The 19,464-nt window shown below is 69.2% G+C and carries 17 protein-coding genes; 13 read left to right on the top strand and 4 right to left on the bottom strand.

The annotated features are described in order from the left end of the window. The first annotated feature begins 15 nt into the window (after positions 1-15). Entirely contained in the window at positions 16-990 is a 975-nt protein-coding gene (locus F3J10_RS01840) for an oxidoreductase (protein WP_167240764.1), read from the top strand. 90 nt (positions 991-1,080) lie between these two features. Here F3J10_RS01840 and F3J10_RS01835 read toward each other — a convergent pair whose 3' ends face one another. Next, the gene (locus tag F3J10_RS01835; protein ID WP_166911294.1) at positions 1,081-1,848 is read right to left on the bottom strand and encodes an SDR family oxidoreductase; all 768 of its coding nucleotides are present in this window, start codon (positions 1,846-1,848) and stop codon (positions 1,081-1,083) included. Positions 1,849-1,944: 96 nt separating this feature from the next. Here F3J10_RS01835 and F3J10_RS01830 point away from each other — a divergent pair, with 96 nt between their 5' ends. Beyond that, the gene (locus F3J10_RS01830) at positions 1,945-2,880 is read left to right on the top strand and encodes an AraC family transcriptional regulator (RefSeq protein ID WP_025098551.1); all 936 of its coding nucleotides are present in this window, start codon (positions 1,945-1,947) and stop codon (positions 2,878-2,880) included. Positions 2,881-2,887: 7 nt separating this feature from the next. Here F3J10_RS01830 and F3J10_RS01825 read toward each other — a convergent pair whose 3' ends face one another. Further along, positions 2,888-3,832: an AraC family transcriptional regulator gene (locus F3J10_RS01825; RefSeq protein WP_025098550.1), complete on the bottom strand. Its 945-nt coding sequence runs from the start codon at positions 3,830-3,832 to the stop codon at positions 2,888-2,890. Between the two features lie 103 nt (positions 3,833-3,935). Here F3J10_RS01825 and F3J10_RS01820 point away from each other — a divergent pair, with 103 nt between their 5' ends. The 3 genes from F3J10_RS01820 to F3J10_RS01810 all read left to right on the top strand — a co-directional run bounded on the left by F3J10_RS01820 (position 3,936) and on the right by F3J10_RS01810 (position 7,159). Beyond that, entirely contained in the window at positions 3,936-5,015 is a 1,080-nt protein-coding gene (locus F3J10_RS01820) for a zinc-binding dehydrogenase (protein WP_167240762.1), read from the top strand. Between the two features lie 155 nt (positions 5,016-5,170). After that, positions 5,171-5,602, top strand: coding sequence for a VOC family protein (locus F3J10_RS01815; RefSeq protein ID WP_013690350.1), 432 nt, complete (start codon positions 5,171-5,173; stop codon positions 5,600-5,602). Between the two features lie 264 nt (positions 5,603-5,866). Next, entirely contained in the window at positions 5,867-7,159 is a 1,293-nt protein-coding gene (locus F3J10_RS01810; protein WP_230954765.1) for an MFS transporter, read from the top strand. Positions 7,160-7,275: 116 nt separating this feature from the next. Here F3J10_RS01810 and F3J10_RS01805 read toward each other — a convergent pair whose 3' ends face one another. Next, positions 7,276-8,661 carry an MmgE/PrpD family protein gene (locus F3J10_RS01805; RefSeq protein ID WP_060002987.1) on the bottom strand — a complete coding sequence of 462 codons (1,386 nt, stop codon included), beginning with the start codon at positions 8,659-8,661 and terminating at the stop codon, positions 7,276-7,278. A 103-nt stretch (positions 8,662-8,764) separates the two neighbouring features. Then, positions 8,765-9,457, bottom strand: coding sequence for an FCD domain-containing protein (locus tag F3J10_RS01800; protein WP_240155311.1), 693 nt, complete (start codon positions 9,455-9,457; stop codon positions 8,765-8,767). Between the two features lie 323 nt (positions 9,458-9,780). Here F3J10_RS01800 and F3J10_RS01795 point away from each other — a divergent pair, with 323 nt between their 5' ends. From F3J10_RS01795 to F3J10_RS01760, 8 genes are all read left to right on the top strand, one after another. Continuing rightward, positions 9,781-11,079, top strand: a complete 1,299-nt coding sequence (locus tag F3J10_RS01795; protein ID WP_166911300.1) for an MFS transporter — start codon at positions 9,781-9,783, stop codon at positions 11,077-11,079. A 142-nt stretch (positions 11,080-11,221) separates the two neighbouring features. Beyond that, positions 11,222-12,517 (top strand): MFS transporter, encoded by a 1,296-nt coding sequence (locus F3J10_RS01790; RefSeq protein WP_167240760.1) that lies wholly within the window; start codon positions 11,222-11,224, stop codon positions 12,515-12,517. Then, positions 12,514-13,269: an SDR family NAD(P)-dependent oxidoreductase gene (locus F3J10_RS01785; protein WP_025098543.1), complete on the top strand. Its 756-nt coding sequence runs from the start codon at positions 12,514-12,516 to the stop codon at positions 13,267-13,269. Before F3J10_RS01790 ends, F3J10_RS01785 begins: the two co-directional genes overlap by 4 nt. A gap of 124 nt (positions 13,270-13,393) precedes the next feature. Continuing rightward, positions 13,394-14,563, top strand: coding sequence for a porin (locus F3J10_RS01780; protein ID WP_167240758.1), 1,170 nt, complete (start codon positions 13,394-13,396; stop codon positions 14,561-14,563). Between the two features lie 76 nt (positions 14,564-14,639). Further along, positions 14,640-15,194, top strand: a complete 555-nt coding sequence (locus F3J10_RS01775) for a heme-binding protein (RefSeq protein WP_036038759.1) — start codon at positions 14,640-14,642, stop codon at positions 15,192-15,194. 28 nt (positions 15,195-15,222) lie between these two features. Continuing rightward, on the top strand, positions 15,223-15,984 hold the full coding sequence (locus F3J10_RS01770; RefSeq protein WP_167240755.1) for a gluconate 2-dehydrogenase subunit 3 family protein: 762 nt from the start codon (positions 15,223-15,225) through the stop codon (positions 15,982-15,984). Between the two features lie 128 nt (positions 15,985-16,112). Further along, entirely contained in the window at positions 16,113-17,897 is a 1,785-nt protein-coding gene (locus F3J10_RS01765) for a GMC family oxidoreductase (RefSeq protein ID WP_166911308.1), read from the top strand. A gap of 10 nt (positions 17,898-17,907) precedes the next feature. Further along, complete coding sequence (locus F3J10_RS01760) at positions 17,908-19,233, top strand: cytochrome c (RefSeq protein ID WP_167240753.1); 1,326 nt, start codon at positions 17,908-17,910, stop codon at positions 19,231-19,233. The last annotated feature ends 231 nt before the right edge of the window (positions 19,234-19,464 follow it).

The following is a 19,464-nucleotide window of genomic DNA, read 5'->3' as shown; positions in this document are numbered from 1 at the left end:
ACAGGAGAAATGCCCATGTCATCCCAGCAGACCCCGATCGATTCCGGCTTCGATGCGAACCACGCCGCGCGCGAGGTGATCGCCGGCATCGACCTGAGCGGCAGCACCGCGATCGTGACGGGCGGCCATTCGGGCATCGGCCTGGAGACCACGCGCGCGCTGGCCGGCGCCGGCGCCACGGTGATCGTGCCGGCCCGCGATCCGGCCAAGGCGCGCGAGGTGTTGCACGAGGTGCCGCGTACCGAGGTGGCCCGGCTCGACCTGCTCGATCCGGCCTCGATCGACGCCTTCGCCGCGCAGTTCCTGGCCAGCGATCGCGCGCTGCATCGCCTGGTCAACAACGCCGGCATCATGGCCACGCCCTTGCAGCGCGACGCGCGCGGCTACGAAGGCCAGCTCGCGGCGAACCATCTCGGCCCGTTCCAGTTGACCGCGCGTCTGTGGCCGGCGCTTGCGCGCTCGGGCAAGGCGCGGGTCGTCAACCTGTCCTCGGGCGCGCATCGCCGCGCGCGCTTCGATTTCGACGATCCGAATTTCGAGCGGCGCGACTACGACAAGTGGGTCGCCTACGGCCAATCGAAGACGGCCAACGTGCTGTTTACGGTCGAACTCGACCGGCTGGTCAGGGCGCATGGCGTGCGCGCCTTCGCCGTGCATCCGGGGCGGATCGAGACCAACCTGCAGCGCTCGCTGACGATCGAGGAGTTGCAGCGCGCGGGCTTTCGCGACGAACACGGGCAGATCCCCGCATCGCAGCGCGCCCTGTACAAGACGCCGGAGCAGGGCGCCTCGACCACCGTCTGGTGCGCGACCAGCCCGGCGCTCGACGGCATCGGCGGCGTGTATTGCGAGAACAACGAGGTGGCGCGGGCGGTGCCGGCCGATCACCAGCCGCTCGACGGGGTGCTGCCCTGGGCGATCGACGAGGCCGAGGCGGGCAGGCTGTGGACGCTGAGCGAGCGGATGACGGGCCTGAGGTTCGCGATCTGAGGCTCGCGCTGGGCAGCAAGCCGGCGGGGAGAGGATGTGCGGGCCGCCGCGCCGGCCCTTCCAGGACGGCGCGGCTGCCGAGAGCGAGCTTCAGTGGCCGGCCGCGGCTGCCGCCGCCACCGCCACCGCATCGGCGCCGGCGGGGATCCGCATCGGCGCGGCCGGATCGGTCACCGCCCGCCAGACCGCCTCGGCCACGTCGCTCGACTGCGTGGTCGGCGTGCTGGTGTCGCGCACCGAGGCGAACACGCGATCGCGAAACGCGGCATACGGCGCCGGCACGTCGTCGCCCATCAGGCGGCGCGCGTTGTCGCCGAAGCGCGTGGTGGGCGCGCGCCCGGGCAGTACCAGGCGCACGCGCACCTCGAAGGGCGCCAGCTCCAGCGCCAGCGATTCGGTGAAGGCGTTCACGGCCGCCTTGCTGCCTGTATAAACGGCCAGCAGCGGCAGGGGGCGCACGGTCACGCTCGAGGTGACATTGACGATCACGCCGGCGCGCCGCTCGCGAAACTGCGGCAGCACCGCCTGCGTCATCGCGATGGTGCCGAGCACATTGGTCTCGAACACCTCGCGCACGCTGGCCGGATCGGTGCCTTCGAGCGGCGCGAGCAGGCCCACGCCGGCATTGTTGACGAGCGCGTCGATCGGGCCGGCCGCCGCGAGGCAGCGCGCGATGCTGTCCGCGTCGGTGATGTCGAGCGGCAGCACGCGCAGCCGCTCGGAGGCGGGCAGCAGGTCCTCGCGCGGGGTGCGCATGGTGGCCACCACGCGCCAGCCCTGCGCGAGGAAATGGCGCGCGATGTCGAGGCCGAAGCCCGACGAGCAGCCGGTGACGAGAACGGTGGAAGCTTGGGACATCGTGAACTCCAGTGGGTTGGGATGCCCTCCACGATAGGCGTCAATTCGCGGACGAACTATACTTCCGAATCCATGAATTTGTAGAGATCGTCCGGAATGTCTGTCGACCCGCTCGCCGAAGTCGTGTCCTTGCTGCAGCCTCGCGCGGCCTTCTCCAAGCAGGTGATCGCCTCGGCGCCCTGGGCGGTGCGCCGCGCCGAGACGGGGCGCCCGGTGTATTTCGTGGTGCTGGAAGGGCGCTGCCGGCTGCGCGTGGACGGCCCCGGCCAGGACGAGACGATCACGCTGGAGGAAGGCGATTTCGCCATGATTCCCGCCGCGCGCGGTTTCGCCACCTCGAGCCTCGATCGCGAGCCGCCGCGCGAGGGCGAGCCCATCACCACGCCGATCGTGCCGATGCCGGGCGGCGCGCGCGTGGGCGATCCGGACGGCGCGGTGGATGTGCGGATGCTGGTGGGCGTGTGCCTGTTCGGCTCGCCCGACGCGGCGCTGCTGGTGTCCCTGCTGCCGCGATGGATCTGCGTGCGCGGCGAGCGCCGGCTCTCGACCCTGGTGCAGATGATCGGCGACGAGTCGCGCGCCGAGCGGCCCGCGCGCGAGATCGTGCTGGAGCGGCTGCTGGAGGTGCTGCTGATCGAGGCGCTGCGCTCGACCTCGGGCACGGCCGCCTCGCCGGGGCTGGTGCGCGGGCTCGGCGATCCGAAGCTGGCCGCCGCGCTGCGGCGCCTGCACGAGCGGCCGGCCTCGCGCTGGAGCGTGGCCGAGCTGGCGCGCGAGGCGGCCATGTCGCGTTCGGCCTTCTTCGAGCGCTTCAGCCGCGAGATCGGCATGGCGCCGATGGAATACCTGCAGGCCTGGCGCATGGCGCTGGCCAAGCAGTGGTTGCGGCAGGGGGAGCTGTCGATGGCCGAGATCGCCGAGCGTAGCGGTTATGGCTCGGTCAGCGCGTTCGGGGCGGCCTTCACGCGGCTGGCCGGGATGTCGCCGGGGCGGTATGCGCGCGGGGAGGTGGAGGAGGCGGGCCCGGCGTGAATGACGCTCAAGCAGCCCGCGCCCCCTCCTGCCCGCGTCGCGCGCTGCGATAACGCCCCGGGCTTTCCCCCGTGCTGCGCTTGAACGCGATGCTGAAGGCCGTATCCGACAGATAACCGACGCGCTCGGCGATCCGCGCGAGCGGTTCGTCGGTGTCGGCCAGCGCCGTCATCGCCAGCGACATCCGCCAGGCCTGCAGGTATTCGAGCGGCGCGCTGCCCACGCGCTGGCGGAACCGTTGCGCGAAGGCGGTGCGCGACATGCCCACCTCGCCGGCCAGCGTGTCGACGGTCCAGCGCTCGCCGGGCGCCGCGTGCATGCGCGACAGCGCGCGGCCGATGCGCGCGTCGGCCAGCGCGCCGAGCCAGCCGGCCGGCGCCTCGCTGGTGGCCAGGTAGGTGCGCAGCGCGTGCACCAGCACCAGGGTGGCCAGGCTGCCCTTGGCGACATCCGAGCCCGGCATTTCTCCCTCCGTTTCGGCGCGCATCAGCGCGAGCACGTGGCCGAGCGCGTGCGAGGCTACGTCGGCCGCGCGCAGATGGATCAGCGGCGGCAGGTGCGCGAGCAGCAGCGCCGACAGTTCGTTCTCGAAGGTGAAACGCCCGCTCGCGAGGCTGACCAGCGGCAGCTCGCCCGGGCCTTGCCAGCGCACCACGCCATCGGGGCCGCGCGCGGCGCGATAGTGGAGCGGGCCGTCGAGGGTCTCGCGGCTCGGGTCGCTGGCCGCGCAGAAGCTCGCGCCGTCGGTCAGCAGGTAGAAATCGCCTTCCTCCATGCGGTAGCGCCGCGTCTCGCCGACCATCCACAGATGAAGGCTGCCCTGCAGAACCGAGCCGAATTTCACGTGCTGGTAAGCAGGGAAATGAAAGGCCCAGGCGCCGCGTCCCTCGAAACGCGAGGACAGCGCACTGGAGACGCGCAGCATCGACAGCACTTCCGACAAGGCATCCATGAATGTACGAATGAATAGGAATATCGACCGGGGGATTATACAAACAACCGATTGAGGCGGGGATCATGGTGGCTGTCCATTCAGCCATCAAAAGGAGAAACCCATGAAAGCCTGGCAACTCGATCGCCTCGGCGGCGCCCTCGCGCTCGTCGATCGTCCCGTGCCCGAGGCGCGGCCCGGCAGCGTGGTGGTGCGCATGCAGTGTTCGGTGCTGATGTCCTACATGCGCGATTACGTCGAGGGCAGGCTGCCCGTCTATCGGGCGCCGGCGCGGCCCTTCGTGCCGGGCGGCAACGGCGTCGGCACGATCCACGCGGTGGGCGCCGGGGTCTGGCATCTGCAGGCGGGGCAGCGCGTGGTGATCTCGCCGCATCTGGTCGCGCCGGAGAACGTCGTCGATCCGGCGCAGATGCTGCTCGGTGTCACGACCGTGAACGACGCGGGCTTGCGCATGCAGCAGGACTGGCCAGACGGCACGCTGGCCGAATACGCGCTGCTGCCCGCATCGGCCGTGACGCCGGCCGATGCGGTGCCGGATCTGGACGCCCGCGCGCTCGCCACCAGCATGCGCTACACGGTGCCTTACGGCGGCCTGCTCAAGGGCCGGCTCGCGGCCGGCGAAACGGTGCTGATATCGGGTGCGACTGGCGCTTACGGATCGGCCGCGGTGCGGCTCGCGCTGGCGATGGGCGCGGCGCGCGTGATCGCCTTCGGTCGCGACGCGAGCAAGCTGCAGCACCTCGCGCGGGAAGCCGGTGCTCGCGTGACGCCGGTCGCCGCCACCGGCGAGATGGCGGGCGACGTGGCCGCCTTGCGCGCCGCCGCGCAGGGCGCCGGCATCCAGCTCGGCTTCGACATGGTCGGCAATGCGCGCGATCCGAACCTGACGCTGGCCAGCCTGCGCAGCCTGGCCTTCGGCGGCCGCCTGGTGCTGATGGGCACCATGGCGGTGCCGCTGCCCCTGCCGTACACGGAGGTGATGATGAACGGCTGGGAGATCCTCGGCCAGTTCATGTATCCGCGCGATGCCTATCGGCGCTTGCTGACGCTGATCGGCTCGGGGCTGCTGCCGTCCGACGCGATCCGCGCGATCGATTTTCCGCTGGCCGAGTTGCCGGCGGCGATCGATGCGGCGGCCGGCGCGACGGCGTCCGAATGCATCGTGATCGACCATCAGGCCTGAGTTTCGAGGTGGGCGAGGGCTGTCCCGGGGTTTTCCCGGGGCGCCGAATGAATATCGAATCATTCGAATGATTCGATTGACGTTCGCATGCGAGTCTCCTAGACTGGCCTCATCGCACGACAGGTTCGCGCGCCATCCACCCAGAGGAGACATCGATGCCGAATTTCATCAAGCACATCGCGTTCAAGGTCGAGGACGTCGAGCGCGAACGCGCCTTCTACGAGAACGTGTTCGGTTACAAGCACGTCAACACGGTGCGTCGCAAAGGCAAGAACGGCGACCACCTTTCGTATCACATGACCGACGGCTACATGGACCTGACCCTGATCCATTACGAATCGTCGAACTCGGACGAGGCGGACTTCGCCGGCCCGGCGCCCTGCATCCACCACATCGGCATGGAAGTGGAGGACCTCGAGGCCTTCATCGAGCAGATCAAGGCCAATGGCGGCGAGATCCTCACCGCGCCGGGGCACCTGCCCGTCAAGTTCCGCTCGCCCAACGGGCCGGTGGCCGAAGTGGTGCCGATGAAGCGCTGGGAGAAGGAAACGCTCGCGGCCGGCGTGCACGGCGAAGTGCTCGAGTAAGCAGCGTTTTTTCGCCTGCCTTGCCGCCGTTGCATCATCATGGGCGGCAGCAGGCAGGCGAGCAGGTCCAGGTCGTCCGGCAGCGAAGCGAGGGCGACATGCGCAGCACGACAGGCCCGCGAGGCAAGGCCCGAGGTCGACGAGGCGAACACGGAACACTCGGCGGCGAGGCGCCAGGCGCGGGTACAGGCAGTCCAACGACGCGCCTTCCAGAAACGGCGCGCATGGAGACAGACGATGGCTTCCTCTCGCCCCACGAGACGGTTGAGCGCCACCCATGGCGTCTTGATCGTGCTGTGCATCATGTCCTTCCTGATGTACGTGGACCGCACCAATATTTCCACCGCCGCGCTCGCGATCCGGCGCGACCTGGTCCTCAGCAATACCCAGCTCGGGCTGGTGTTTTCCGCGTTCGCGATCACCTACGCGCTGGCGATGATTCCCGGCGGCTTCATCGGCGACCGGCTCGGCGCGCGCAAGATGCTGGCGATCTGCGGCGTGCTGTGGGGGCTCGGTACCTTGCTGACCGGCCTCGCCGGGGGCTTCACGACGCTGCTGCTGGCGCGCTTCGTGGTGGGCCTCGGCGAGAGCCCGATCGTGCCGGCCTCGGCGCGCGCGCTCACCGGCTGGATGAAGCCCGATCAACGCGGCTTCGCGCAGGGCGTCACGCATGCCTGCGCGCGCCTGGGCAACGCCTCGACGCCGATCCTGGTGGCGGGCCTGATCGCCGCCTTCTCGTGGCATGCCGCCTTCGTGATACTCGGCTTGGCCAGCCTGGCCTGGGTGGTGCTGTGGGTCTGGTACTACCGCGACAACCCCGCCGACCATCCCGCGATCAGCGCCGAGGAACTCGCGCGCCTGCCCGCGAAGCTCGGCAAGACGCGCGTGCCGATGCGCTGGTCGCCGCTGCTGCGCGCGCTGTGGCCGGCCACGGTGGTGAGCTTCTGCCATGGCTGGATCCTGTGGTTCTTCCTGAACTGGATGCCCTCGTTCTTCGCGCAGGCCTATCACCTGAACATCCGCCACTCGGCGATCTTCAGCTCGGGCATCTTCCTGAGCGGGGTGGTGGGCACCACGCTGGGCGGCTCGCTGAGCGACCTGCTGCTCAAGCGCACCGGCAATATCCGGCGCTCGCGGCAGATCATGATCACGATCGGCTTTCTCGCGCCGATCGTCTTCTTCATCCCGATGTTCCTGCATCCCTCGGCCACCATGGCCGGCTTCTCGCTGGCCGCGGCGCTGTTCCTGTCGGAACTGGTGACGGCGCCCCTGTGGGCGGTGGCGATGGATCTCGCGCCGAATCACGCGGCGACCTCCAGCAGCATCATGAATACCGGCCTGGGGCTGGCCGCCTCGGTGTCGCCGCCGCTGGTGGGCTGGCTGGTCGACGCGCTGCATTCCTGGGAGCCGGTGTTCGCGCTGTCGATCTTCTTCCTGGTGCTCGGGCCGATCGCCGCGAACTGGATTCGTCCCGATCGTCCCTATCTCGGCGAGCGTGGCAGCCGGGACAGCGCGCAGCAGCCGGCCGGGCTCGCGCCGCAGCTCGATGCATCCTGAGCGGCGAGGTGTGATGCAGCGGGGAGGGGTAGGCAAGGGTGGCCCGTCATCGAACGGGCCATCGCCTCGATAAAGGAAAACGCGCCGCGGTCGGAGGACGGCGGCGCGTTTGGCGTTTACTGGCGGAAGGCCGAGAGACTGTCGAACCCGGCGTAGGTGAAGGCAGCCTCGCACCAGGCGCGAGCGAACTCGGCGCGCTCGGTTTCCCAGCCGCCGTAGCGCAGGTTGTCGAGGAACTTGGCGCCCAGCTCGTCCTTCGAGAGCGGTTCGCGGGCGCCGCCGCGCATGTGCGGCTGGCGAATCTCGTGGACGCTGCCGTCGGCCAGCACGGCGCGCAGATGCCCCGTGAAGTTCTTCGGGTACTCGTTCTCGGGATCGATCCGATAGCGGATCTTCCCGGCCAGCTCGAGCACGGCGGCATCACGAATGCGCGCTTCGGTGAACTGCTCGAAGCCGGCCTTGCGGTCGAAGAAGCCCACCGCCATGCAGAACGGCGTGCTGAATTTCGCGGCATAGGCGGTGGGCGGGCGATGCTTCACCGCCAGTTCCTCCCACAGCCGATGGACCGTGCCTTCGCCGACATCGCAGACGATTTCGCGGATCTGCGCGGCCTGCACGCCGCGCTCGGCCAGCGCGATCGCGCAGTCGATATAGGGTTGCGTCATGGTCCCGCAGGCATAGGGCTTGAAGGCGATCGTCTCCATGATCCAGCGTTCGCCGAGCTGGTCGAGCACCGGCACGAAATCGGGCGTGCGCGAGGGCGCGAAGGCCTTGAAGAAGCCGTGCGTGCCTTCCAGCACCGTGCGCGGGCCGTCGAAGCCGGCGCGCGCCATCAAGGCCGCGCGAATCCCCGATTGCGCCGCCCAGCCTGCGTGCATGCGCTTGGTGGAGGTGCCTTCCGCGAGATATTCGATGATCCCCGAAGCCATGCTGCCGGCGATGCCGAGCGCCGAGGTGGCGGCCCGCGCGTCGAGCCGCAGTGCGGCCGCCACGCCGGCGGCTGCAGCCAGCGCGCCGATCACGGCGGTGGGATGAAAGCCCGCCGAGTGGATCGCGCGCGGCGCGACCAGCGAGAGCCGGCACATCAGCTCCGCGCCGACCGCGATGCCGCGCAGCAGGGCGTCGCCGTCCAGCCCCTCGCGCTCGCAGGCGGCGAGCACGGCGGGCACCACCACGGCGCCCGAATGAACCGGGCCGCCTTCGAAGGTGTCGTCGTAATCCTCGCCATGCGCCGCGGTGCCGTTGACGAGCGCGGCATCGAAGGCGCTCAGGCCGCCCGCGTGGCCGAGCGCCGTGCAGGCGCCCGCGCGATCGGTGGCGGCCAGCGTCGCGCCGATATACGGCTCGCCGCGCCCGGCGATGCACAGGCCCACCACGTCGAGCAGCAGCAGCCGGGACGTTTCCACGGCGTTCGGGGGCAGACGGGCAGCATCGATCGAGGCGATCCACGCACCGAGTTGATCAGCAATGCTTAGTTTTACTTCCGGATGACTCGTGTTCATCGGGTGTTTCGCTCCAGTCAGGACTTGCGGAAAGATCCGTGATGCGTGATGCGTCATGCGCGGGGCACCTCGCCTGACCGAAGGCAGGCGCCCCGCGCGAGGCCTAGCGCGGCTGCCCGCTGCCGGCCGGGGTGCTGTTGAGCAGGTCGGCGCCGGGCTGGGCCGCGTCGCCGGCCGCGCCCGCGCAGTTCGCGCGCCGATAACCGGCCTCGACGTGCTCGCGCATGGTGCGCGCGACCGCGTCGGGATCGCGCGAGGCGAGGGCTTCGAGAATCTTGCGGTGCTCGTCGTGCGAGGCCTGCGAGCTGCCGGTCAGCGAAAAACCGCGTCGGCGCAGCAGGTGCATGCGATTGATGACCTGGCGGTAGAGCGCGAGCATGGTGGCATTGCCGGCCAGTTCCACCAGGCGATCGTGGAAGGCGATGTTCAGCGAGAAGTAATCGTTCAGCTCGCCTTCCTTCGAGCTGGCCTCGAGCCGGTCGAGCATGCCGCGCAGTTCCGCGAGCTCTCCATCGGTGATGACGGGAGCGAGGCGGCGGCCCGCCATTTCGTCCAGGCCCGCGCGTACCTCGTACAACTCGGCCGCCTCGGTATCGGAGATCTCGCGGATATACACGCCGCGATTCTTCTCCAGCCAGACCAGCCCGGCTTCCTCCAGGGCGCGGAACGCCTCGCGCACCGGGCTGCGGCTGATCCTCAGATGTTCGGCGAGATCCATCTCGTTGAGCTTCATCCCCGCCTGCAGCTCGCCGGTCCTGATGCGGCGCAGGATTTCGTCCTGCACGAGGCCCGACAAGGTGACGGAGCGGAGGAGTTCAAGCGAATTGGCGGCGCGTTGCATGACGGACGGACCCGAGGAGGAAAGAGAACGGGAAGAAATTTTACAGGAAAGCTTGCGCATTGAAGATTGTCGACAATATACTTCCAGCAACGCGGAAACTCAAGACATTCGGAGCGGTACACAGTCAGCCGATCGTGCGCCCCTCAAGATTGTCGACAATATGCGTAATGCAAAAAAGGCGATGGAGCGCGCTAGCGACCGTCAGCCTCCATGAGACGAAAGGCGCGGCATCCCGCCAGGCAACAGGGCATGCGGCGTTCGAGCAGACAGGAGACGGAATGCTCGCCAGTGCAGAAGACCGGTCCGCCGCCCAGGCGGTCCATGCTGCGCGCCCGTATCGCGTGTTCTTCGCGACCTGGGCGGGGTGGACCCTCGATGGTTTCGACAACGCGATCTATATCTACGTGATCGTCGCGGCCCTGACGGACCTGCTGCCCGCCAGCGGCTATCCCGCGGATCACGCGCACATCGCGCGCTTCGGCGGCCTGATGTTCAGCCTGTTCATGCTCGGCTGGGCCTGCTCGATGCTGTGGGGCTGGTGCGCCGACCGCTTCGGCCGGGTGCCCGCCATGTGCGCGACCATCCTCATCTACTCGATCTTCACCGGCGCTTGCGGCCTGGCGCCGGGCATCGTGTCGTTCGCGGCGTTCCGCTTCCTCACCGGCTTCGGCATCGGCGGCGAGTGGGCGGCGGGCGCGCCGCTGCTGCAGGAGTCGGTGCCCGAGCACCTGCGCGAACGCCTGTCGGGCTGGCTGCATACCGGCACGCCGATCGGCTTCCTGCTGGCCTCCCTCACCGCGCTGTTCGTGCTGCCTCATTTCGGCTGGCGCGCGCTGTTCCTGATCGGCGCGGCGCCCGCGCTGCTCACCGTGTGGCTGCGCGCCGGCGTGCCCGAATCGCCGCGCTGGCGCGAGCAGCGGGACAGCGGCGCGCCGCTGGCGCCGTGGCGCGAGCTGTTCGGCAAGGGGCGCGCGCGCACCACCTGGTGCGCCGCGCTGATGATGACCTGCCTGATCTTCGGGCTCTGGTCCTCGACCTTCTGGATTCCCACCCTGGTGTCGACCTGGCAGGCCGCGCAGGGCGAGTCGGCGCAGGCGGCGCAGCATCTCGGCTCGCTGAGCGGCTTGATCATGAGCGTCGGCACGCTGGCCGGCTGCGCCGGCATGCCGTGGATCGTGCGCGTCTTCGCCACGCGCCGCCGCGCGGCCGCGTTCTTCTTCACCGGCGCCGCGGTGTGCAACATGCTCGCCTACGGCCTGCTGGTCATGACGCTGAAGAGCCTGGCGCTCTTCATGTGCATGCTGCCCTTGCTCGGCTTCTTCACCAGCGGGGTGTTCTCCCTCTACACGATCTGGCTGCCGGAAATGTTCCCGACCATGCTGCGCGCGCTCGGCTCCGGTTTCGCCTTCAGTTTCGGACGCATCGTCGGCGCGGTCGGCCCGGTGCTGGTCGGCGCGCTGGCGGCGGCGTTCAGGTCGTATCCGCTGGCCATCACGCTGGTCTCGGCGATCTACCTGGTGGGCCTGCCGCTGGTGTTCCTCGCCCCGGAAACGGCGGGCCGGCGCCTGCGGACCTGATCCGGCGCTGCCGCGCCGAGCCTGGCGACAGGCCGGCACGCGGCACGTCCACGATCCAGCAATTCCCCCACGACGGGCCGGCTGACGACCCGCGCATCACGGAGACAGACATGCAGTGTGGCATTGGAAGGAACCGGGCACGATGAAGACGACCATTTTCAGGGGCGCGACAGGCCGCGTCTTCATGCTGCTCTGCCTGATGTATTTCATCGAGTACATCGACCGGGTGAACCTGTCGGTGGCCGCGCCGCTGCTCAAGCAGAACCTGCACCTGAGCAACACGGAGCTGGGCGTGGCGCTGTCGGCCTTCGGCTATTGCTACGCCACCTTCCAGATCATCAACGGCTACCTGGGCGACCGCATCGGGCCGCGCCGCATGCTGGCGATCTCGGGGCTGCTTTGGGCGATCGGCACCATCGGCACGGGCATGGTCGGCGGGCTCGGTTCGCTGGTGTTCGCGCGCATGTGCGTCGGGCTCGGCGAGGCCGGCACCATCCCCAACGCCACGCGCGCCATGACCAACTGGGTGCCGGGCGTGCGGCGCGGTTTCGCGCAGGGCTTCACGCATTCCTCGGCGCGCGCGGCCGCGGCCATCACGCCGCCGCTGGTGGTCGCGATGATTCCGCTGCTGGGCTGGCGCGGCGCCTTCGTCGTGCTCGGTTGCCTGAGCCTGGCCTGGGTGGCCGCCTGGTGGCTGTATTTCCGCGACGACCCGCGCACGCACCGCGGCGTGACGCAGACGGAACTCGACGCCTTGCCGCCCTACGCGGGGCCGCGTCATCGCACGCCCGTGCCGTGGTGGCCGCTGGCGCGCCGCATCATGCCGGTGACGCTGGTGTTCTTCTGCCACGCCTGGACCCTGTGGCTCTACCTGAGCTGGCTGCCGAGCTTCTTCGTCGGGCAATACGGGATCGAGCTCAAGCATTCGGCGCTGTTCACCTCGGGCGTGTTCCTCGCGGGCGTGATCGGCGACACCGCCGGCGGCCTGCTCACCGACGCGATCTACCGGCGCACCGGCGATCTCAACCGCGCGCGGCGCAACGTGATCGTGTTCGGCTTTCTCGGCTCGCTGGTGTTCCTGTCCGGCGTGTTCTTCGTGCAGGACCCGACCCTCATCGCGGTGTGCCTGGCCGCCGCGCTGTTCTGCCTGGAATCGACGGAAGGGCCGATCTGGGCGGTGCCGATGGACGTCGCGCCGGCCTTCGCCGGCGTCGCCAGCGGCTTCGTGAGCACGGCCGCCGGGCTGGCCGCGATCGTCTCGCCGCTGGCCTTCGGCATCGTCACCGATCTCACGGGCAGCTACCGCCTGCCGTTCATCATGTCGATCGGGCTGCTCCTGATCGGCAGCGCGCTGGCGTTCTGGATCCGGCCGGACCGGCCGGTCGACGCCAGCCGCCAACCGTCCAATCGTTCTGAAACCCTGGGAGCACAGTCATGAATGCAGTCACGCGCGAACGCGTCGCCGTGGTCACCGGCGCCGCGCGCAACATCGGACGCGCCATCGCGCTGGAGCTGGCGTCGGCTGGCGTCACCGTGGTGGTCAACGCGCGCAGTTCCTTCGACGAGGCCGCGGGCGTGGTCCGCGAGATCGAGGCGGCGGGTGGGCGGGCGGCCGTGGAGCTGGCCGACGTGAGCACGCCGCAGGGCGCGCAATCGCTGATGGAGGCCGCGGCACGGCGGTTCGGCCGCATCGACCTGCTGGTCAACAACGCCGCGCTGCGCCGCGAGGTGCCGTTCGAGCAGCTCGACTGGGTGCAGTGGCGCGAGGTGATGGCCGTGATCCTGGACGGCGCCTATCTCTGCGCCCACGCCGCCTTGCCGTATCTGCGCGCGGCCGGGGCGGGGGCGATCGTCAATATCGGCGGCATGTCGGCCCACGCTGGCTCGAGCGGGCGCGCCCACGTGATCGCCGCCAAGGCCGGGCTGGTGGGCCTGACGCGCGCGCTCGCGCACGACCTGGCGCCGGACGGCATCACCGCGAACTGCGTGGTGCCGGGCCTCATCGACACCCGGCGCGGCGGCGCGGCGGGCGACAGCGAACCCGCGCATCACGGGCAGCGCAAGACCCTGGTCGGGCGGCGCGGCGCGCCCGAGGAGGTGGCGGCGCTGGTGGGCTTCCTGTGCAGCGACAAGGCCAGGTACATGACCGGCCAGGTGATCCACGCCAACGGCGGCGCGTTCCTCGGATAGGGCGGAAGAACCAGGCAGGCGAACAAGGCAGGAACGGCGATCGATCGGATCGCCGCGAAGGGATTGGTTAGGCATGCAGATAAATAAAAGTTGAATCCGTCAATCGAATCAACAGGAGACAGGCATGAAGAAGGCAATCTTGGTGTTACCGGCACTGGGCCTGATGGCAGGAGCCGCCCATGCGCAGAGCAGCGTGACCTTGTACGGCATCCTCGACGAAGGGCTGATGCTCAATACCAACGCGAAGAACGTGGTGAACGGCCGTAACGTGGGCGGGCGGCAGTTCTCGGTCGACTCGAACGCCGGCACCCAAGGCAGTCGCTGGGGCCTCAAGGGCCGCGAGGACCTGGGCGGCGGCCTGGCGGCGATCTTCCAGCTCGAATCGGGCTTCAACGTCAGCAACGGCCAGTTCGGGCAGGGCGGCACCGCCTTCGGCCGGCAGGCCTATGTCGGGCTGGCGAGCCGCCGGTTCGGCACGCTCACCCTCGGCCGCCAGTACGACAGCGTCAACGACTACGTGGGCAACTACGGATTCGCCGCCGCCTACGGCGGCTCCACCACCGAGCACCCCGGCGATCTCGACAACGTCAACCACACCTTCCGCGCCAACAACACCGTCAAGTACGCGAGCCCGAACTTCAGCGGCCTGACGTTCGGCGGCACCGCGACGCTGGGCGGCGTGGCCGGCCAGATCTCGCAGTCGAGCGGCTACACGCTGGGCGTGAACTATTCGGCGGGGCCGCTCGGCCTGGGCGCCGCCTACGAGTTCTTCAGGAATCCCTCGGCGACGGGCGCGATCCTCAACAGCAACGCCTCGGCCGCCAGCTTCACCTCGCTCAATTCCGGCTACCTCGGCACCAACCCGGCCAATTCGCTGCAGATCGTGGCGGTGGGCGGCAGCTACCGGCTCGGCGCCGCCGTGCTCGGCGCGGTGTATTCGAACACGCGCTACCAGAACATCGGCGCGCTCGGCGGCGCGAGCGCCACCTTCAACAGCTACGAAATCAACGCGCTGTACCGCTTCACGCCGGCCTTCTCGACCGCGCTCGAATACAACTACACGAAGGGCAACGCGGTGCGCGGCGAGCTCGGCGACCAGAGCTACAACCAGGCCTCGCTGCTGTTCGACTACGCGCTGTCCAAGCGCACCGACGTCTATCTGCTCGGCACCTTCCAGACGGCGAGCGGCACCAGTTCGACCGGCGCACGCGCGGTGGCGGACATCGGCGGGCTGGGCGATTCGTCGAACAACCACCAGGCCGTGGTGCGCGTCGCGATCCACCACAAATTCTGATATCGCCGGCCAGCGACGCGCCTCGCCCCGGGCGGGGCGCGTCGCTGGAACCACCTCGTCTCGACAGGAAACCCTCATGCAGACATCACGCTTGCTCATGCTCCGCGCGCTGGCGCCGCTCGCCGTCGTGCTGGCGGCTTCGGGCGCCGCCCAGGCGCAAACGCCGGCGGCCCAGCCCGCCTCGCAACCCTCGGCGGGCGGCTTGCCGGCCCGCTCGCCGTTCGACGTGCCTTACGGCATGCCGATCGCGCTGGCCGACGCGAGCCGCGCGCTCGACGCCGCGCGCGCCGAAGCCGCCCGGCACGGCTGGCCCGAGGCGATCGCGGTGACCGATCCCTCAGGCTCGCTGGTCGCGTTCGCCAAGATGGACGACACCCAGAATGCCTCGCCGGAGATCGCCTTGCGCAAGGCCTCCACGGCGGCCCGCTTTCGCCGCGATACGCGGACCTTCTACAACGCCTACGAAGGCGGCCATCTCTACTCGTCGACGCTGGATCCTTCCCTGGCCGCGTCGCCCGGCGGTTATCCGCTGTTGATCGGCGGCCGCATCGTGGGCGCGATCGGATGCAGCGGCGGCAGCGGCGACCAGGATGCCGACATCTGCAAGGCCGGCGCCGACGCCCTGAAGTGAGCGCCCGTCAGCCAGGAGGAACAAGACCATGAATCCGAATTCCGAGAAGACCGACCTGCCGGGTCCGCAAGCCCCGTCGCGCCGGCGCTTCCTGGTCACGACGATCGCGGCGCTGCCGGTAGCCGGGGGGCTGGGCGCCTGCGGCGCGCACGATGGCGCGGCGAGCGCATCGAGCCCGGGCGGCGGCGCCACCGAAGCCGGCGGCGAGGGCGCGCCGTACCAGCCGTCGTTCTTCAAGCCGGCGGAATGGCGCTGCCTGCAGGCTGCCGTCGATCGGCTGATTCCGGCCGACGCCGAGGGCCCGGGCGCGCTCGAGCTGGACGTGCCCGTGTTCATCGACCGCCAGATGGAAACCGGCTTCGGCCATGCCGCCGACTGGTACATGCGCGGGCCCTTCGTGCACGAGGTGCCGGCCTTGTCGGGCTACCAGAGCCCGATGACGCCGCGCGAGGTCTATCGCACCGGCCTCGCGGCGCTCGACGCCCATTGCCGCGCGCAGTTCGGCGGCCAGGACTTCGCGGCGCAGTCGCACGCGCGGCAGGAGGCGTTGCTGCACGCGATGGACGCGGGCACGCTGAAATTCGACAGCACCTCGGCCGCGCGCTTCGTCGGCCTGCTCTGGCAGAACACGCGCGAAGGCTATTTCGCCGACCCGATCCACGGCGGCAACAAGGGCGCGGGGAGCTGGAAGATGATCGGCTTTCCCGGCGCGCGCGCCGACTTCACCGACTGGGTGGACCAGCCCGGCAAGGCCTATCCGCTGGGGACTGTGACGATCGCCGGCACCTGATCCGGTCGCGTGGTGGAAGCCATCCGGCAAGGACGGCAAGGGCGGTTGGGGCCATGAAGGACCACGAAGGATCACAAAGGATCACAAAGGATCACAAAGGACCGCGAGAGGTCCGCAAGGAGACGAGCATGGCGGATATCCGCAAACCCCCGGTGGATGCCGTGGTGGTCGGCATGGGCTGGACCGGCTCGATCATGAGCATGGAGCTGGCCGAGGCCGGCCTGCGCGTGGTGGGGCTGGAGCGCGGCGAGCAGCGCGACACCGATCCCGACTTCGCCTACCCGCGCATCGCCGACGAGCTGACCTACGTGCAGCGCAACCGCCTGATGCAGAGCCTGTCGCGCGAGACCGTCACGATCCGGCGCAATGCGCAGGAAACCGCCTTGCCGCTGCGCCAGTACGGCCCCTTCCTGTTCGGCGACGGCGTGGGCGGATCGGGCGTGCACTGGAACGGCTTCAGCTATCGCGCGCCGGAAGCCGAGCTGCGCCTGCGCAGCCATTACGAGGCGCGCTACGGCAAGGCCTTCATTCCCGAGCTGATGAGCATCCAGGACTGGCCGGTGAGCGCCGCGGAACTCGAGCCCTTCTACGATCGCTTCGAATACATGGCCGGCACCTCGGGCAAGGCCGGCAACCTCCGCGGGCAGCTCGTCGAGGGCGGCAATCCCTTCGAGACGCCGCGCGCACGCGACTACGCGCTGCCGCCGCTGGCAACCGCCTATCCCTCGCAACTGTTCGAGCGCGCCTCGCGCGAGCTCGGCCTGCATCCGTATCCCACGCCGGCCTCGATCGCCTCGAAGGCCTACACCAATCCCTACGGCATGCAGATGGGGCCCTGCAACTTCTGCGGCTATTGCGAGCTGTTCGGCTGCTACCTGTATTCGAAGGCCTCGCCGCAGGCCTGCATCCTGCCCGCGCTGATGAAGCAGCCCGATTTCGAATTGCGCGATCGTTCGCAGGTGGTCAAGGTCACGCTCGATTCGACCGGACGCAAGGCCACCGGCGTGATCTACATGGATGCGCAGGGCCGCAGCGTCGAGCAGCCCGCCGAGCTGGTGGTGCTGTGCGCCTACCAGATGCACAACGTGCGCCTGCTGTTGCTCTCGGGCATCGGCCAGCCCTACGACCCCGTCAGCGGCAAGGGCACCGTCGGCAGGAACTACGCCTACCAGCGCAACAGCAAGATCCAGTCGTTCTTCGGCGACGAGGTGATGATCAATCCATTCATCGGCTCGGGTTCGGGCGGCATCGTCTACGACGACTACAACGCCGACAACTTCGACCACGGGCCGCTGGGCTTCGTCGGCGGGGCGATCACCTTCGCCACCGTGACGGGCGGCCGCCCGATCGCCCAGGCGCTGACGCCGCCGGGCACGCCCAAGTGGGGCTCGGGCTGGAAGAAGGCGGTCAAGGATCACTACCTGCATGCCTTCGCGATCTCGACGCAAGGCTCGGTGATGTCCTATCGCGACAACTACCTGGACCTCGATCCCACCTACAAGGACGCCTACGGCCTGCCGCTGCTGCGCATGACCTTCGACTGGAAGGACAACGAAGGGCACATGACCCAGTTCGTGAGCGCCAAGGCCGCCGAGGTCGCGCGCGCGATGAACCCGAAGCCGCACACGGTGGCCGTCAACGCCGGCAAGCCGGGCGACCGCTTCGACATGGGCCCTTATCAGAGCACCCACACCACGGGCGGCGCGGTGCTCGGCGATCGTCCCGACAACAGCGTGGTCAACAAGTACCTGCAGAGCTGGGACGTGCCGAACGTGTTCGTGGTCGGCGCAAGCATGTTTCCGCAAAACTTCGGCATCAATCCGACCGCCACGCTCGGCGCGATGAGCTATTTCAGCGCGAAGGCGATCCGCGAGACCTACCTGAAGCAACCGGGCCCGCTGGTCCATGCCTGAGGAGCGCGCCATGAAGCTCAGCATTCACCGCCTGCGCCCGACGATCGCCGCGCTCGCGCTGCTCGCGGCGCCGTTCGTTTGCGCCGGCACGCCGGCCGCGGCGCCGCCTTCCGGTCCTGCCGCGCATTCCGGCGCGCTGGAGAAGGGCGCCTACCTGGCGCGCGTCGGCGATTGCGTGGCCTGCCACACCGCGCCGAACGGCCGGCCGTTCGCGGGCGGCCTGTCGCTGGCCACGCCGTTCGGCACGCTCTATTCGACCAACATCACGCCCGACGCGAAAACCGGCATCGGCAGCTGGCGCTACGAGGACTTCGCCCGCGCGGTGCGTGAAGGCGTCGCCAAGGACGGGCACCGGCTCTATCCCGCGATGCCGTATCCGTCCTATGCGAAGGTAAACGAGGCCGACATGCGCGCGCTCTACGCCTACTTCATGCAGGGCGTGGCGCCGGTTGCCGCCGTCAATCGCGAGGATCGGCTGCGCTTTCCCTACAGCGTGCGCCCGCTGATGCGCCTCTGGAACGCGCTCTACGTTCCAGGCAAGCCCTACGCGGACGACCCGCGCCGCAACGTCGAATGGAATCGCGGTGCCTACCTGGTGCAGGGGCTCGCGCATTGCGGTGCCTGCCACACGCCGCGCGGCAGCTTCGGCCAGGAAGCCGCCTTCGACGAACGCGGCAGCGAGGCATTCCTGTCCGGCGGCAGTGTCGCCGGCTGGTACGCGCCGAGCCTGCGCGAGCATCCGGCCGGCGGCGCGAGCGCCAGCAAGGCGGCATTGAGCGCCTATCTGCGCAGCGGCCGCTCGGCGGACGGCGCCGCGTTCGGGCCGATGACCGAGGTGATCGACCACAGCCTCCAGTACCTGAGCGACGAGGATCTCGACGCGATCGCCGCCTACCTGAGCTCGCCGCCCTTGGGCGGGCGACCCGGCGAGAGCCGCGCGCCGCCGGCCGCCCGGGACGACGCGAACACGGCCCTGGCCTTGCGCGCCGGCCATCCGGCCAACGCGGGCGCCTGGCTCTACCTGAACAACTGCAGCGCCTGCCATCGCTCCGACGGCGCCGGCGCGATGCCGACGTTCCCGGGCCTGGCCGGCAACGCCGCGGTGCTGGGCGCGAATCCCGATTCGCTGATCCATCTGGTGCTGAGCGGCTCGCACATGCCATCGACGAGCCGCGCGCCCACGCCGCTGGCGATGCCCGCTTTCGGCTGGCGCCTGAGCGATGCCCAGGTGGCCGAGGTGCTGAGCTTCGTGCGCGCCAGCTGGGGCAACCGGGCCAGCGCCGTGAGCGCCGAGGCGGTGAGCCGCGTGCGCGCGCTCACGCTGGGTTCGCCATGAGCCAGCGTCACGGCTTGAAATCAAAGTGTCGACACTTTGATCGAAACCCCTTGGTTTTCCCGAATGGAGGCGGGTAGAATTTCGCAAAGTGTCGACGAAACTGCCAATCGGGCGATTCGCTGCCTGAGCCTGAAGCGGCTCCGCCCGAGCGGTTTTTCATGATGTGATCGATTGCCGATGCGAGCCGGGGAAAGGGTCTCCGGCGCGTCGGCCAAAGTCTGGAGGAATCGT

The sequence above is a fragment of the Burkholderia sp. Cy-637 genome (genome assembly GCF_011753175.1).
In the GTDB taxonomy this organism is placed as follows: Bacteria; Pseudomonadota; Gammaproteobacteria; order Burkholderiales; family Burkholderiaceae; genus Burkholderia; species Burkholderia gladioli.
This window is presented reverse-complemented; position numbering and strand designations above follow the sequence as displayed.

Excerpts from the sequence above, each read along its gene's own strand:
- F3J10_RS01760 (WP_167240753.1), top strand. The coding sequence starts at position 17,908 with ATGAAGCTCAGCATTCACCGCCTGCGCCCGACGATCGCCGCGCTCGCG.
- F3J10_RS01775 (WP_036038759.1), top strand. The coding sequence starts at position 14,640 with ATGCAGACATCACGCTTGCTCATGCTCCGCGCGCTGGCGCCGCTCGCC.
- F3J10_RS01830 (WP_025098551.1), top strand. The coding sequence starts at position 1,945 with ATGTCTGTCGACCCGCTCGCCGAAGTCGTGTCCTTGCTGCAGCCTCGC.
- F3J10_RS01835 (WP_166911294.1), bottom strand. The coding sequence starts at position 1,848 with ATGTCCCAAGCTTCCACCGTTCTCGTCACCGGCTGCTCGTCGGGCTTC.
- F3J10_RS01840 (WP_167240764.1), top strand. The coding sequence starts at position 16 with ATGTCATCCCAGCAGACCCCGATCGATTCCGGCTTCGATGCGAACCAC.
- F3J10_RS01765 (WP_166911308.1), top strand. The coding sequence starts at position 16,113 with ATGGCGGATATCCGCAAACCCCCGGTGGATGCCGTGGTGGTCGGCATG.
- F3J10_RS01790 (WP_167240760.1), top strand. The coding sequence starts at position 11,222 with ATGAAGACGACCATTTTCAGGGGCGCGACAGGCCGCGTCTTCATGCTG.
- F3J10_RS01785 (WP_025098543.1), top strand. The coding sequence starts at position 12,514 with ATGAATGCAGTCACGCGCGAACGCGTCGCCGTGGTCACCGGCGCCGCG.
- F3J10_RS01795 (WP_166911300.1), top strand. The coding sequence starts at position 9,781 with ATGCTCGCCAGTGCAGAAGACCGGTCCGCCGCCCAGGCGGTCCATGCT.
- F3J10_RS01825 (WP_025098550.1), bottom strand. The coding sequence starts at position 3,832 with ATGGATGCCTTGTCGGAAGTGCTGTCGATGCTGCGCGTCTCCAGTGCG.
- F3J10_RS01820 (WP_167240762.1), top strand. The coding sequence starts at position 3,936 with ATGAAAGCCTGGCAACTCGATCGCCTCGGCGGCGCCCTCGCGCTCGTC.
- F3J10_RS01815 (WP_013690350.1), top strand. The coding sequence starts at position 5,171 with ATGCCGAATTTCATCAAGCACATCGCGTTCAAGGTCGAGGACGTCGAG.
- F3J10_RS01770 (WP_167240755.1), top strand. The coding sequence starts at position 15,223 with ATGAATCCGAATTCCGAGAAGACCGACCTGCCGGGTCCGCAAGCCCCG.
- F3J10_RS01805 (WP_060002987.1), bottom strand. The coding sequence starts at position 8,661 with ATGAACACGAGTCATCCGGAAGTAAAACTAAGCATTGCTGATCAACTC.
- F3J10_RS01780 (WP_167240758.1), top strand. The coding sequence starts at position 13,394 with ATGAAGAAGGCAATCTTGGTGTTACCGGCACTGGGCCTGATGGCAGGA.